Source organism: Pseudomonas mohnii (genome assembly GCF_900105115.1).
Taxonomy (GTDB): Bacteria; Pseudomonadota; Gammaproteobacteria; order Pseudomonadales; family Pseudomonadaceae; genus Aquipseudomonas; species Aquipseudomonas mohnii.
Genome location: NZ_FNRV01000001.1, coordinates 660800 through 675535, shown reverse-complemented (window position 1 = coordinate 675535; position 14736 = coordinate 660800). Strand labels below are relative to the sequence as shown.

General features: G+C 59.9%; 12 protein-coding genes and 1 pseudogene. 11 read left to right on the top strand and 2 right to left on the bottom strand.

Annotated elements, in window-relative coordinates; translation table 11 throughout:
* The first annotated feature begins 12 nt into the window (after positions 1-12).
* Both BLV61_RS02900 and BLV61_RS02895 read left to right on the top strand, forming a co-directional pair.
* Positions 13-1065, top strand: a complete 1053-nt coding sequence (locus BLV61_RS02900) for a metallophosphoesterase (RefSeq protein ID WP_244159791.1) — start codon at positions 13-15, stop codon at positions 1063-1065.
* A gap of 297 nt (positions 1066-1362) precedes the next feature.
* On the top strand, positions 1363-1824 hold the full coding sequence (locus BLV61_RS02895; RefSeq protein WP_047529891.1) for an HvfA family oxazolone/thioamide-modified RiPP metallophore: 462 nt from the start codon (positions 1363-1365) through the stop codon (positions 1822-1824).
* 214 nt (positions 1825-2038) lie between these two features.
* Here BLV61_RS02895 and BLV61_RS02890 read toward each other — a convergent pair whose 3' ends face one another.
* The gene (locus tag BLV61_RS02890) at positions 2039-3067 is read right to left on the bottom strand and encodes a D-cysteine desulfhydrase family protein (RefSeq protein WP_090462397.1); all 1029 of its coding nucleotides are present in this window, start codon (positions 3065-3067) and stop codon (positions 2039-2041) included.
* A gap of 248 nt (positions 3068-3315) precedes the next feature.
* On the opposite strand from BLV61_RS02890, the gene BLV61_RS02885 reads away from it, so the two are divergent.
* From BLV61_RS02885 to BLV61_RS02860, 6 genes and pseudogenes are all read left to right on the top strand, one after another.
* Positions 3316-4569 (top strand): MFS transporter, encoded by a 1254-nt coding sequence (locus BLV61_RS02885; RefSeq protein WP_090462395.1) that lies wholly within the window; start codon positions 3316-3318, stop codon positions 4567-4569.
* Positions 4570-4697: 128 nt separating this feature from the next.
* On the top strand, positions 4698-5012 hold the full coding sequence (locus tag BLV61_RS02880) for a DUF485 domain-containing protein (protein WP_090462393.1): 315 nt from the start codon (positions 4698-4700) through the stop codon (positions 5010-5012).
* Entirely contained in the window at positions 5009-6682 is a 1674-nt protein-coding gene (locus BLV61_RS02875) for a cation acetate symporter (protein ID WP_090462391.1), read from the top strand. Before BLV61_RS02880 ends, BLV61_RS02875 begins: the two co-directional genes overlap by 4 nt.
* 59 nt (positions 6683-6741) lie before the next feature.
* A complete protein-coding gene (locus BLV61_RS02870; protein WP_047529880.1) occupies positions 6742-7296 on the top strand; it encodes a cytochrome b in 555 nt (184 codons plus the stop codon).
* A 3-nt stretch (positions 7297-7299) separates the two neighbouring features.
* Positions 7300-8052, top strand: a pseudogene (locus BLV61_RS02865) (nitronate monooxygenase); the annotation flags it as partial.
* Positions 8053-8589: 537 nt separating this feature from the next.
* On the top strand, positions 8590-9552 hold the full coding sequence (locus tag BLV61_RS02860; protein WP_090462387.1) for an IS110 family transposase: 963 nt from the start codon (positions 8590-8592) through the stop codon (positions 9550-9552).
* Positions 9553-9757: 205 nt separating this feature from the next.
* Here BLV61_RS02860 and BLV61_RS02855 read toward each other — a convergent pair whose 3' ends face one another.
* Entirely contained in the window at positions 9758-10645 is an 888-nt protein-coding gene (locus BLV61_RS02855; RefSeq protein ID WP_047529879.1) for a LysR family transcriptional regulator, read from the bottom strand.
* 113 nt (positions 10646-10758) lie between these two features.
* Between BLV61_RS02855 and BLV61_RS02850 the strand changes: the two genes are divergently transcribed.
* From BLV61_RS02850 to BLV61_RS02840, 3 genes are all read left to right on the top strand, one after another.
* Positions 10759-11430 (top strand): MOSC domain-containing protein, encoded by a 672-nt coding sequence (locus tag BLV61_RS02850; RefSeq protein WP_090462384.1) that lies wholly within the window; start codon positions 10759-10761, stop codon positions 11428-11430.
* A 139-nt stretch (positions 11431-11569) separates the two neighbouring features.
* On the top strand, positions 11570-13087 hold the full coding sequence (locus tag BLV61_RS02845; RefSeq protein ID WP_090462382.1) for a CoA-acylating methylmalonate-semialdehyde dehydrogenase: 1518 nt from the start codon (positions 11570-11572) through the stop codon (positions 13085-13087).
* A 106-nt stretch (positions 13088-13193) separates the two neighbouring features.
* Complete coding sequence (locus BLV61_RS02840; protein WP_090462380.1) at positions 13194-14243, top strand: NAD(P)H-dependent flavin oxidoreductase; 1050 nt, start codon at positions 13194-13196, stop codon at positions 14241-14243.
* Positions 14244-14736: the final 493 nt, after the last annotated feature.

Sequence of the window (14736 nt, the reverse complement as noted above, 5' to 3'; positions counted from 1 at the left end):
GTGAGTTCCTGATTGAAACGCACAACGACTCCATCGCTGTCTGCAAAACGCTTGGTACTCCGAAGGATTGTGCGCTGCGCAGGCATCGCCATCGCTATTTTATTGGCCGGTGGCGGTTATTGGCTCTACACCCCGCCATCGCCCTTTGTTCCGTTGTCAGGTCTGGAGCCTTCCGCTGTGTCGATGATCGCGTTGGGCGATCAAGGCAGCGGAAACATGCAGCAGTGGCGGGTCGGGCAGGCCATGGAACAGGTTGCGGCCAGAGAAGGGCGCCTGGACATGGTGGTGCTGCTGGGCGACAACTTCTACGGCAAGGCATTGACCAGTACCCATGACCTGAGCTGGCAAATCAAATTCGAGCGGGTCTATTGGGGGCACTGGCTCAGTCACGTGCCGTTCTACGCGGTCCTGGGCAACCACGATTACCCGGTGTCGCAAAAGGTCGAAATCGAATACGGCCAACAACAAAAGGGGTCGGGCCGCTGGCAAATGCCGATGAACTTTTACACCAAGGATTTCGGTAACGTCGACGGGCGTCCGTTGGTGCGAATGGTGTTCCTCGATACGTCGGCGCCACGTGAAAGCCTGCAACAGCAAATCGACCTGATCGATCAGGCATTCCAGGCACCCGGCCCGGCTCCGGTGTGGCGCATTGCAGCATCCCATCACCCGGTGCGCAATGAGGGCGAACATGGTGAAGAGTCGGACTTGATCGCCCGGCTCCTGCCTGTGTTGCAACGCAATAAGGTTGATGTGTTCCTGTCCGGACACAATCACAATCAGCAGCTGCTGCTGCGTGCCGGGGAACCCGCGTGGGTCATCTCCGGTGCGGGCGGTCAGAAGCTCGACAACTTGAGTATCTCCCCGGAGCAAAGCACGTTCGCCGCATCACGGGCAGGTTTTGCCAAACTCGACTTTAACGCCGATCAGTTACGGCTGGCGTATTACAACGATCGAGGTGATCTGGAGTCCGACTATCGCTGGGCCAGAAACTGCCCGTGGATGGCCAAGGGGTGCTTGCTTCCCGACGTTGTTCCACAAAACATCGCCCAGTCGGAGCACTGACGGGCAGTTTCGCCATGTTGAAAGTCGGGGCACCCGACGCGCCCTGGCAGGATGAATCCGGCCAAGTCCTTGAAATGTGACGTCAGGCACGTGGGCCCTGTGTATCGCTGTGTATCCGAACGCGGCGTACGCAGACTGGCTTACAAATGCCCCTCGATACGGATACATCCGGGATACACGGTTGCAGTCAAATAGCCCTGCCTTAGCGAGAAAGCCAAACGCCCTCGCACCACGGCTTATCGCCTTCGTGGCAATGACCTTAGCGGCTTGGCCGCACACCGTACCCGGAGAACCACCATGTCCCGTATGTCGAACAAATCCCGCATTGGCCTGATCGCAGTTGCACTGGCCGGCAGCATGAACCTCGCTTCGTCCGCCTTTGCCGCAGACGCACTGCCACAAGGCTATCAACTCGCGTCGGCGGAAAAGACCAGTGAAGGCAAGTGTGGCGAAGGCAAGTGTGGTGCCAGCGAAACCGGCGCCAAGGCGACCAAGACCAGTGAAGGAAAATGCGGTGAAGGCAAGTGCGGCGATGCATCCTTCGCCCGTACCGACACCGATCACGATGGCCGCGTGTCGCTCAAGGAGCTGCTGACCGTTGCTCCCCAGGGTGGCGAAGAGTTCAAGGCGATGGACACCAACAACGACGGTTACCTCTCCGAGGCCGAGGTCTACAAGTACCGCACCAATCAGTACACCTCCAACGGCAAGAAAGTGCCGACCGAACTGTTCACCAAAATGAGCAAAGCCCAAGGCTGATGTCATCGCGCCGTTCCAACCTCCCCGGGGTCGCACCCAGGGAGGTTTTCTGGTTTTCAGGCTTGGTTTTTTGCAAGCGCTGACTTGCCGGCGAAGGCGTCAGCACCTGCAACATCAGTGCTGGCAGTGCCGAGGCCATCGCGAGCAAGCTCCCACAAAGGGCATTGGTCGAACCGGAAAAACGGGGCACAGCGAATCCCGTGTGAGCGTCCGGTCAGTCGAAGGCGTTGCGGTAAGCGAAAATGCCGGGCAGGCCGCCGGTCATCACAAATAGCAGGTTGCTTCCTGCCGGATAGTCGCCGGCGCGAACCGCCGCCAGCAGTCCGGCGAAGGCCTTGCCGCCGTAGACTGGGTCCGTAAGGAGGCCTTCGTGGGATGCCAGCAGCCGTACCGCGTCGAGCATGGCCTCGGTGGGGGCGCCATAGGCTTCGCCGCGCTGGCTGCCGTCAACGCTGACAGCGCTTTCGGCCAACGTGGCGCGGGGGTCAAGTAGTTGTAGGACCTGGCGGGTTTTTTCCAGGGTCGTGGCTGCCGCCTGGTCTTCGGTAGCGAGTACGGTATAGCCGGCGATTTGCGTTGATGAGTGGGCGAGGGTGACGCCGGCCAACAGGCCTGAATGGGTTCCGGCACTGCCATTGGGAACGATGATCCGGTCGAAATGCACACCGAGCGCATCGGCCTGGCGCAGGATCTCGGCCGCGCAGGCGGCGTAACCCAGACTGCCTCTGGGACTGGAGCCGCCCAGCGGCATCACGAAGGGTTTTTGACCTTCATGCCTGAGTTTTTCGACCCGTTCGGCGGCATAACCATCAGGAACGACGCCAAGGGGAAGCCGATGGATCTTCGCGCCGAAAAGGGCGTCCAGCACAACGTTGCCGTTGTGACGAAAGTCATCGTCGGTGCGCACGGCGGACGGGGTCAGAATCAGTTCGCAGGCCAGGCCCTGGCGAGCCGCGACAGCGGCGGTCAACCGTGCGTGATTGGACTGGAAACCGCCCCAGGTCACGAGTGTGTCGGCACCTTGCGCCAAGGCTTCGCCGAGTAAAAACTCCAGTTTACGCAGCTTGTTTCCGCCACCGCCGAGACCTGTCAGGTCATCTCGTTTGACGTAGAGATTGCAGCCGTTCATCTCGGGCAACTGGCTCAATCGGGACAGTTTCTGAATCGGTGTCGGGCCTTCGAGCAGCGTTGCCCGCGGGTAGGCGGCGAGCGAGGTTTCGAGGTGACTCAAGTCATGGGGCATGCCGGTGTGCTCGTGAGGTAGAGGATGGAGTGGGTCTGTCACTCTATTAAGCGTCATCACGAAAGATAACTGCATCATGGGGAATTACAGTTGATACACCATGTAATGAGCGCTGGAGCCCACGCCTGCTCTGCATATCACTCATACAGATTGCTCCGATCAAATTAATTCGTTTTTTAAGATGCATTCTCCCGCGTAGTGTCCGCCTGAATCCGTTTCTTCAATCCGAGCACACTACCGGAGCCCCCATGAGTTATGCCGATCGCAATCTTTTATATTGGCGCCGCAACCTGGCCGTCTGCGTGTTCGGTTCCTTCACCACGCTGGTGAGCCTGAGCATGTTGCTGCCGTTTTTGCCGCTCTACGTGCAGCAGTTGGGCGTCACTTCGCAGGCGGCGGTGGTCCAATGGTCGGCCGTGGCATTCGGGGCGACATTTTTCGGCACGGCGCTGACAGCGCCGATATGGGGGCGTCTGGCCGACCGTTATGGGCGCAAGCCGATGTTGGTTCGAGCGGCCATTGGCATGGCTGTTGTGATGTCGATGATCGGGCTGGCGCGGGACGTGACTGATCTGGTGGTGCTGCGCCTGATCGCGGGTCTGATCGGCGGCTACGCTTCGGCCTCCATCGTGATGATCGGTTCCCAGGTGCCGAAGGAAAAGGCCGGTTGGGCTTTGGGTGTGCTGTCGACGGGGGCGTTGTCCGGCAATTTGATCGGGCCGTTGGTGGGAGGGTTCTTGCCGGAGTTCGTCGGTATCCGCGGCACGTTCTTCGTCGGTGGCGCCATGATCGCGGTGGCTGCCATCACCACGATCCTGCTCATTCGTGAGGATTTCGATCGCGCCTCGGACGGGGCGCGCCGCCACAGAGGCGCGCGGATTGAGCGCGGGAGTTCACGTTGGCCGGTCATCGCCGCGTTATTGTCGACCGCGATGATGGTGTTGCTGGCCAACATGTCGATCGAACCGATCATCACGGTTTACATCGGCCACCTGGGTGTCGCACTGGATGACCAGGCGCGCATCGCCGGCGTGATCATGGCCTGTTCCGCTCTGGGCAGCATCTTGACCGCCGCACGGCTGGGGGCGCTGGCGGACCGCGTCGGCAGCTGGAACGTCATCATCGGCTGTTTGCTGTTGACGGGTGCGGTCATGGTGCCCCAGGCGTTTGTCACCCAATGGTGGCAACTGGCGATTCTGCGCGGGCTCATGGGCATGACCATTGCCGGACTGCTGCCGGCCATCGCCAAGTTGATCCGCCATTCAGTGGAGGAGCACAACACCGGCAAAGTCCTCGGCTATCTGCAATCGGCGCAATTTTCGGGGCAGGTGATCGGGCCTTTGATCGGTGGCCAGGTCGGTGCGCACTTTGGATTGCACCCGGTGTTCCTGGTGACGGGCGCGCTGCTGGTGTTCTGTGCCGGAATCAATGGTTGGGTGAAATATCGTTTTCAATCGGAGGTATTGAAGTTCACCAAAAACGATCACCAGATTCATAATTGATCATTTTACATGATCATATGCCGGGCATAGGTTGAGGGTGCAAATACACCGCAGCCGGTGGCGGATCGAGTCTTCGAATCTGAGGCTGTGGAACAACAATAACGCAACCACTGCTCCACGGAGTCAACGTGAACCATGCATCTGAATCAGCCAGAATCCGCAACCACCCCCGCTACAAGGATTTGGTCTCAAGGCAGCGACGGTTCGTCGCTTGCCTGACCGCCGCCACCCTTGTTCCGTACTTCACGTTCATCCTCGTCGCCGCGTTCGCGCCCAACCTTCTGGCGACCAAGCTTTCGGCAACCAGCATCATCAACATCGGTTGGCCGCTGGGCCTGGTGTTCATCATCGGGGCCTGGTTGTTCACCGGGCTCTACATCCTTCGGGCCAATGGCGAGTTCGATGAACTGACCGCAGAAATCTGCGCGGGGGTGATCGTATGAAACGCCTTCTGCGCAACCTCGTCCTGCCTGTCCTGCTCGGCGCATTCGCGGCTCGCGCCATGGCCGCCGATGCCTTGCAGAACGTCGAAAAACAACCGATCAACATCACCGCGATCAGCATGTTCCTGGTCTTCGTCGTGACGACCCTGGGCATCACCTACTGGGCCGCTTCCAAAACCAAATCGATGGATGATTTCTACAACGCCGGCGGGGGCATCACCGGGTTTCAGAATGGCCTGGCGCTGGCGGGTGACTACATGTCGGCTGCTGCGTTGCTGGGTGTCACCAGCATGATCTTCTTCAACGGCTTCGATGGGGTGCTGTACTCCATCAGCTTCTTTGTGGCCTGGCCGTTGCTGTTGTTTCTGTTTGCCGAGCGCATCCGCAATCTGGGGCGCATCACCCTCTCGGACATCGCCTCGTTCCGGCTCGATCAGAACCGCATTCGCACCATGACAGCCTTTGGTTCGTTGACGGTGGTGTGCTTCTATCTGGTGGTGCAGATGGTCGGGGCAGGGCAGTTGATCCAGCTGTTGTTCGGCTTGCCTTACCACTACGCAGTCATCGCGGTGGGCCTGTTGATGGCGGTCTATGTCACCTTTGGCGGCATGGTCGCGACCACCTGGGTGCAGATCATCAAGGCCGGTTTGCTGCTATTGGGCGGCACCTTGCTGGCGTTTCTGGCGTTGAGCAAGTTCGGCTTTTCCTTTGACGTGCTGTTCGAGAAAGCGGTGGCCGCGCACCACGACGGCGAGCGGATTCTGCTGCCGAGCAAACTGGTGGCCGACCCGCTGTCGCTGATCTCACTGTCGTTGGGCCTGGTCTTCGGCACGGCGGGGCTGCCACACATCCTCATGCGTTTCTTCACCGTTCCGGACGCCAGGCAGGCGCGCAAGTCGGTATTCGTCGCCACGGGCTTCATCGGTTTCTTCTACCTGATCGTGGCCGTGCTGGGCCTGGCCGCCATCGTCATCGTCGGCCAGGACCCGGCCTTCTACGAGTCGGGGATTGTCGGCGGCAAGCTGATCGGCGGCGGCAACATGCCGGTGATGCACCTGGCCAAGGCCGTGGGCGGGGATCTGCTGCTCGGTTTCATCTCCGCCGTCGCCTTCGCGACGATTCTGGCGGTGGTGTCCGGATTGACCATGGCTGGCACCTCGGCGATTTCCCATGACCTTTATGTGATGGTCATCAAAAAGGGGCGAGCCGATGCCAGGGACGAACGTCGTGTGTCGCGCATCGCTTCGGTGGGTATCGGTATCGTCGCCGTGGTGCTGGGGATTCTGTTCAAGGATCAGAACATCGCCTTTCTGGTGGCGTTGACCTTTGGCGTGGCGGCTTCAGTCAACTTTCCGATCCTCGTGCTCTCGATGTACTGGAAAGGGCTCACCACCCGCGGCGCATTGATCGGCGGTGTCTGCGGGCTGTTGAGCGCGGTTGGCCTGGTGATTCTCTCGCCCGCCGTGTGGGTCAAGGTGCTGGGCAATCCCGAGGCGATTTTCCCGTATGACTACCCGGCAATCATCTCGATGAACGTGGCGTTCTTCTTCACCTGGCTCGGTTCGGTCACCGACCGCAGTCATGGCGCAGGGCTTGAGCGCGAGCGTTTCGACGATCAACTGATCCGTGCCCGGACCGGGCTCGGTGCCGCGCAGGCGGTCAGCCACTGACGCGTTTTCGCCCAACCCATACCTTTGCTGTTTTGCGCATTTTGCAAACGGAGTCAGCCATGCAACTTAAAGACAATGGCCTGAGATTTTCCCCTGTCACCGTCGCCCTGCACTGGGTCGTCGCATTCGCGCTATTGGGGATTTTCGGCCTTCAGCTGGCCATCGGTCACGCCTCCGGCGAGGCACTGCGGACGGAACTCGGCCGGGTGCAAAACCTGTTGGGCCTGATCTTGTTTCTGGTATCGATCTACCGCTTCTGGGCCCGGATCACCGCTTACCATCCACTGCCCGTGGGCACGCCCAATCCCATCGAAGTGATTATCAGCCGCTCGGTGGCGGTGGCACTCGCCCTGGCCATGGTGCTGCTGCCGGTGGCCGTGTGGGCTTCACGGGCCGCTGCCGGCGAAGGGGTGGAACTGCCGGGCGGATGGTCGATTCCGACAGTGCTGCCGGTCAACGCGGTGTTGAAGGAAGTCGTCGACGTGCTGTTCAACATCGGTGCTTCGGCCTTCCTCGCCGGCCTTGCCTTGCATGTGTTCGGCGCGGTGAAGAATCACTTTCTCCTGAAGAACGACACGCTCAAGCGGATGCTTGGAAAACATGTGGAGCTGTGAGTCATGAACGAAGCCAGATTCGATTTTGCCGGTAACGCCATTACCCGGCTCTGCGGCGTGAAGTACCCGATTTTCCTCGGTGGGATGGCTGCGATTTCCGGCCCGCCACTGGTCGCTGCGGTGGCCAATGCCGGGGGCATGGGGGTGATTGGCGGCTTGCGCTTGCCGCCGTTGGCCTTGCGCCGCTGGATTCAGGAAACCCGCGCGCTCACCGATCAGCCCTTTGGCGTCAATCTGGTTCCGCAGTTCGGCGGGCCGGACGTGTTTGAAGCGCAGTTTCAGGTGATCCTCAAAGAGAAGCCCAAACTGCTGTCGCTGTTCTACGCCGAAAAGTATGCCGCCGACATGATTGCCCGGGCCAAAGACGCCGGACTGGTGGTCATGGTGCAAGCGGGGTCGGTGGAGCTGGCCCGCCTTGCCATCGCCCAGGGCGCGGACATTATCGCGGCCCAGGGCAGTGAGAGTGGTGGGCACTTGAATCGCGGCACGATTGGCATCATGCCGTTGTTGACGTCGATCCTGGCGGTCTCGGAGGGGCGACCGGTGTTGGCCGCCGGCGGTATCGTTAATGGCGAAGACGTCCGCGCGCTGATGTCGCTCGGCGCGGCAGGGGTATTGGTGGGCACGGCGTTTATCGCCACCGATGAGTCAAACGCCCATCCGCTGTACAAGCAGAAAATCGTCGAGGCGACGACCGATGACACCGAGTACCGCACCGGCTACTCGTTCGGCTGGACCTGGGGCACACCTCACCGGGTGATCCCCAACCGGGACAAATGGAACCTGCTGCGGCTCATCGGCGGCGGGGCCCGCGCCATCGACAAACCGCGCATGGCGAAAAAGCTGTCGCTGTACGCGGGGCAGGGCGTGGGCAAGATCCACGGTATCGTCCCCGCCGCCGAGCGCGTGGCGGAGCTGGCGCGCGGGTTGCCGGGGATGACCAGCCCAGTTCAGCCCTGGTCATGGGTCGAACCGGAAATGCGGTTACGTAGCCAATCTGTGTAGGCGCTGGCTTGCCAGCAAAGGTCGTTAACGATCATGTGTGTCGGCTGAATAAACGCGGCGCTCTTGAGGCCATCGCGAGCAGGCTCGCTTGTATGTTTAGACTTGAAGGGGTGGGTGGGACTAAAGCTCGTCATCTGACTCTAGCCAGTACAGACCGTGGGAGACATCGTCCCACCCCTTCACCTAATGCGCCGATAAGGAATGCATCGGCTCGGACCGACGATAGCGACAAGCCAGCGCAACGGTGAACCCCGACAAGTTTCTAAACCCTAGCTCGGAGGGTGGGCCATGACAATCCTTGATTCGCAGGTGGTCGTTGGTGTGGATGTGGCGAAGGATGAGATCGTTGTCTATCGATGCGACGAAGAGAGCACTTTGATCGTCGCCAATGAACGATCAGCACTGAAAAAGTGGCTTAAGTTATTGCCAGACAACTGTGCACTGGCGCTTGAAGCGACCAACACCTACCACCTCGACACGACGGAAATCGCTCATGAACTGGGTCATGACGTTTACGTCATTGATGGCAGCCGCCTTAATAAATACCGCGATGGGATAGGTGTCCGGGCAAAAACAGATGCTCTGGACGCGGTCTTGCTGGCGCGTTATTTGGGCAAGGAGTCCGACAAGCTCAGGGTCTGGAGTCCGCCTCCCAAGGCTTACACGCAGCTCAAAAGCTTGCTGCGACGCCGGGCTGAGCTTGTTCGACATCGGGTGGCAATCAAGCAAAGTTGGAGGGACGAACCCTTGCTCGAAGAGGCGCTGGGTGAATACCTGCGCTGTGTAGAGCAGATTGAAAAAGGCATTCAGAAGGCGCTGAAGAACATCGTTAGCGAAGCGGGTATGGACGCTCAGGTAAAACGCTGCCAAGCCGTTGAAGGCATAGGCGTCCTGACGGCCACAGCGGCGGTAACAGCTTTCATGCGCGGAGAGTTTTCCGACAGCGATGGCTTCATCGCCTTCCTGGGAATGGATCCGCGAGTGAGACAATCAGGCAAGAAAGATCAGAGACGCTACTTGTCCAAACGGGGCGATTCGGAGTTCCGGCGCTTATTTCACAACAGCGCAATGGCTGCCAGCCGCTCACCAACCTGGAGACCGTTCTATCAGCGTTACCTGGACCGAGGCCTCAAAGGTACCCAGGCCTTGGTGATTCTGGCTCGCAAACTGGCCAGAGTGGTGTTTGCCTTGATGAAAAACCAAAGTGAGTACCAACCAAATTCTATGTTTGGGGGTTCCCCCCAAACATAGAATCTCCCACATTGATTATTGGTCGAGCCGGAAATCCGGATCACACCTGATCCTGTGTAGGCGCTGGCGTGTCGGGTCGCCGCATCGCAGCGATGGTCGTTAACGATGATGCGTGTGAGCTGGATAAACGCGGCGTACTTGAGGCCATCGCGAGCAGGCTCGCTCCTGCAGGGGTTATTTGTCGACGCTGCAATACAGGGGTGATTTACACCGCAGCCGGGCGGGCTATCTGCTGTTGTGCCAGGCCGATGAAGGCGCTCATGGCCGAGGTGATCATCGAGTCGTTGCGGCGGATGAACACGGTGGACACATGGGCGAACTCTGGCGGCAGTGTGTGGCATCGAATCCCATGCCGCACGCTGCAACTTTCCGCGATGGCCTTGGGCAGAAGGGTCACGCCCATGCCGGCGGCAACGCACGAGAGGATGCCGTCGAGGGTGCCCAGTTCCATGATCTGGTTGGGCACCAGCCCGACCTGATAGAACCAGTTTTCCAGGGTCGAGCGATAGAAGCAGCCGGTGCGGAACACCAGCACCGTTTGCTGGGGCATTTTCTCGATCAGCGCGGGTAGCGTTTCGAAGTGATGACTGCTGACCAGCACCAGTTCTTCGGAAAACACTTCCTCCTGGGACAACGCTGAATTCTGGTGGAAGCCACCGACGAAGGCGCCGTCGAGACGATGGGCTTCAATCGCCTTGATCAGCTCCACCGTCGTGCCAGTCAGCAGCGACAGCTGGACGTCGGGATATTGCTCGCGGTACTTGGTCAGCACTTGCGGCAAGCGGATGGCGGCAGTGGTTTCCATCGAGCCCAAACGCAGCAGGCCGGTCGGGCTACCGGTGTCCATCAGTGCGCTGCGACTTTCATCGGTCAGTTGCAGGATGCGCCGCGCGTAGCCGAGAAACGTCTCACCCGCCGAGGTCAGTACGACCCCGGACTTCTTGCGGATGAACAGTTCCCGGTTCAGTTCGGCCTCCAGCTCTTTCACGCGCATGGTGACGTTGGATTGCACCGTATTCACCTGCATTGCAGCGGCGGTGAAGCTGCCCAGCTCAGCCACGGCGCAAAAAATCTTCAGTTGGCGCATTTCCATGAACGTCTCCATGCATCATAAAAAGTGATTGAGGACATGCTTATCGATCACTTTACGGCCTTTAACGACGATTAGTAAAGTGATCGAAACCGACTGATGAGCGTAGTTCGACCATGACAACGACTTCGAAAATCGACCGCATTTTTGCCGGAGGGCTGGAGGTGTTGCAGCCCGAAGGTCAGCGCACCGGCATGTTCAAACGCCGAATCACGGGCTCGGCCCGCGTGGAGCTGCACGGCATTGTCGGCGACCAGCACGGCGACACGAGGGTGCACGGCGGCCCGGAAAAAGCGCTGCATCACTATGCCGCGCAACATTATGGGCGGCTGGCGCAAGCCTTTACCCACAGCGCCGGGCAACTGGTGGCGGGTAGCCTGGGCGAGAATATTTCGGCCCGCGGACTGTCCGAATGCAGCGTGCACATTGGCGATGTATTCCGGATTGGCAGCAGCGTGGTGCAGGTGTCCCAGCCGCGTAGTCCGTGCTGGAAGATCAATCACCGTTTCGATGCCGAGCACATGTCGATGTTTGTTGCCAAGGAGCGAATCACTGGTTGGTATTACCGGGTTCTCCAGCCGGGTTTCATTGAAGTGGGGGACCGGTTCGAACGGCTGGAAAGGCACACCGAACGTTTTTCCATCGACCAGTTCTGGCGGGTGCAGTTGTCGCATCGGCCGGTGATCGACGATCTGCTGGCTTTGGCGGCAGCCCCTGGCCTGGCGGACGACTGGAAGCGGCGCCTGACACAACGGGCGAACTGGTTGCAAAAAAGCTCTCACAATTAGTGATCCATAAGATCATTAATCATCATTTTACATGATTCATTGGCGGGCCTACCTTGGCCCTGCCAGACACGCAGACAACCCGCCTGGCACCTGACAACAACAAGAGATGGCTCTTATCCATCACCAGGGGACACCCGCCATGAGCAACCAGCCAGCAGAGATCGCCCACTACATTCACGGCCGCACGACGCCAGGTCATTCCGGTCGCACCCAGTACGTCACCAATCCAGCCACCGGTTCGGTCATCGGCAAGGTGGCCTTGGCCAATGTCTCGGAAGTCGACGCGGCGGTGCAGTCGGCAGCGGCTGCATTCCCGGCCTGGTCGGCAACGCCTGCGCTGCGCCGCGCCCGCATCCTGTTCAAGTTCCTGGCCTTGCTCAACGAACACCGCGACACCCTGGCGCGGATGATTACCCGCGAGCACGGTAAAGTCTTCACCGACGCCCAGGGCGAAGTGACGCGTGGTATCGAAGTGGTCGAATTTGCCTGCGGCATCCCGCAGTTGCTCAAGGGTGACTACACCGAGCAGGTCTCGACCAACATCGACAACTGGACCATGCGCCAGGCCTTGGGTGTGGTCGCCGGCATCACCCCGTTCAACTTCCCGGTGATGGTGCCGATGTGGATGTTCCCGGTGGCTATCGCCTGCGGCAACACCTTTGTGCTCAAGCCGAGTCCGATCGACCCTTCGCCCTCGCTGCTGATCGCCGAGCTGTTCAAGGAGGCCGGGTTGCCCGATGGCGTGTTCAACGTGGTGCAGGGCGATAAAGACGCGGTCGATGCGCTACTCGATCATCCGGATGTGAAGGCCGTGAGCTTTGTCGGATCGACGCCGATCGCCAACCACATCTACGAGACCGGTGCCCGCCACGGCAAGCGCGTACAGGCGCTGGGCGGGGCAAAGAACCACATGGTGGTGATGCCCGATGCCGATATCGACCAAGTGGTCGACGCACTGATGGGCGCGGCTTTCGGCTCTGCGGGCGAGCGTTGCATGGCGATTTCGGTGGCGGTGTTCGTCGGTGACGTTGCGGACAAGGTCATGCCGAAACTGGTGGAACGTACCCGCACGCTGAAGATCCTCGAAGGCACGAACCTCGCGGCCGAGATGGGCCCGATTGTCTCGAAGGCGGCGCTCCAGCGCATTACCGGATACATCGAGCAAGGTATCGAGGAAGGGGCCGAGTTGCTGGTCGACGGTCGTGGCTTTGACGGTGCCCTGGCCGGAGAGAATTGCGCCGAAGGGTTCTGGCTCGGCGGCACGGTGTTCGACCATGTCACCGCCGACATGAAGATCTATCAGGAAGAGATCTTCGGCCCGGTGCTGGCCTGCATGCGCGTCAAGGACTTTGCCGAAGCGATCGATCTGGTCAATGCCCACGAATTCGGCAACGGCACCGCGTGCTACACCCGTGACGGCCACATCGCCCGGGAATTCGCCAGCCGCATTCAGGTGGGCATGGTCGGCATCAATGTGCCGATCCCGGTCCCCATGGCCTGGCACGGTTTCGGCGGCTGGAAGCGCTCGCTGTTCGGTGATACCCATGCCTACGGCGAAGAGGGCGTGCGCTTCTACACCAAGCAGAAATCGATCATGCAGCGCTGGCCGAACAGCATCGCCAAGGGCGCCGAGTTCGCCATGCCAACCTCCAAGTAAGGATTGACGTTTTTGGGTTGGAGGGCGTGTAGGCGCGGGCTTGCACGCCGTCCGTTGTCCCGGGGGGGCGAACTCCTCGCTCCCGGTTTTTTCCAAGGTGTGCTTTATGTCCAATCCACTGTTGTCCCTGTTGAACATCGAACTGCCCATCATCCAGTCGCCCATGGTGGGTGTCTCCACGCCCAGGCTCGCGGCGGCGGTATCGAATGCGGGCGGGCTCGGCTCCATCGGTATCGGAGCGAGCAGCGTCGAGCAGGCACGCGTCATGTTGCGGGAAACGGCTGCACTGACGGATAAGCCCTTTAATGTGAACCTGTTCTGCCATCGGCCTGCCGTGCATGATCCTGTTCGGGAGTCGCAGTGGCTGGATGTTCTTGCCCCTTTTTTTAGCGAATTCGATGCGCCCCCACCGACGGCGCTACGTGAGATCTACACCTCGTTCGTCGAAGACCCGGACATGCTGCACATGCTGCAGGAAGAAAAACCGGCGGTGGTCAGCTTCCATTTCGGCTTGCCGTCGCAACCGGCCATCGACGCACTCAAGGGCGCCGGCATCGTCCTGCTGTGTTCCGTGACCAGTCTGGCCGAAGCGCGGATGGCGGAGGGGGCAGGGGTAGATGTATTAGTGGCGCAAGGATACGAGGCGGGTGGCCATCGCGGGGTTTTCGACCCACGGCAGGACAGTGAAATGGGCACTTTCGCCCTGGTGCGGGTGCTGAGTGCGGGCTGCCGACTGCCGATCATTGCTGCCGGCGGCATCATGGACGGTGCCGGCATCAATGCGGTCATGCAGCTGGGGGCGAGCGCCGCACAGCTGGGAACGGCATTTATTCTTTGTCCTGAATCCTGCGCCAATGGTGCCTATCGGGAGGCATTGAAAGGTCCGCGAGCGCATCAGACGCAAGTCACCCGCGTCATTTCGGGCCGTCCTGCACGGGGCATGGTCAATCGCAATTTCACCTCACTGGAGGCAGGGGCCGTGGCGCTGCCGGACTATCCGTTCACCTACGACGCCAACAAGGCACTCAATGCGGCGGCAAACGCCAAGGGTAAGACGGACTTCGCCGTGCAATGGGCCGGACAGGGCGCACCACTGGCCCGGGAAATGCCCGCTGCGGCATTGGTGAAATGGCTGGCGGCGCCAGTGCAGTCCTGAAGGGATGGTTTGAGCGTGTCCGGCCTGGTCTGCGACGCGGTTAGCGGTCGAATCGACACCCTGGAGCCTGCCGATCCGTTGAGCGCCGAGTCGAAAGCCAAAAGCCCTGAATAATCAGGGCTTTTTTCGTATCACTACTGATGGAGGAAATGAACGAAAGGCCAGTTCGAACCCTTTAACTGGCCAGTGCGCTGATGGCTCATTTGCTGCGTGCGGCCGCTCGGTTCTGTGCAGCGTATTTCGCAAGGTTGTTGGATTCTTCTTCAAGATACAAATCCGCCGGACTCGGCCCTCTTGCCGCAATCAGTTCTATATCCGCGGATACCGCGATAAAGCGTCTGCCGGCCTGGGCGTTCGGGGATGAGTCAGCGGTTAGGGCGTTTCGTTTTGCGCCTGACATGGTGACGTCCTTGTATTTGTTTAAAAGTCATCAATACCGGCACGCGGCCACTATTTCAATCCTTTCATTTGGCTTAACTGAGACAATTTATGA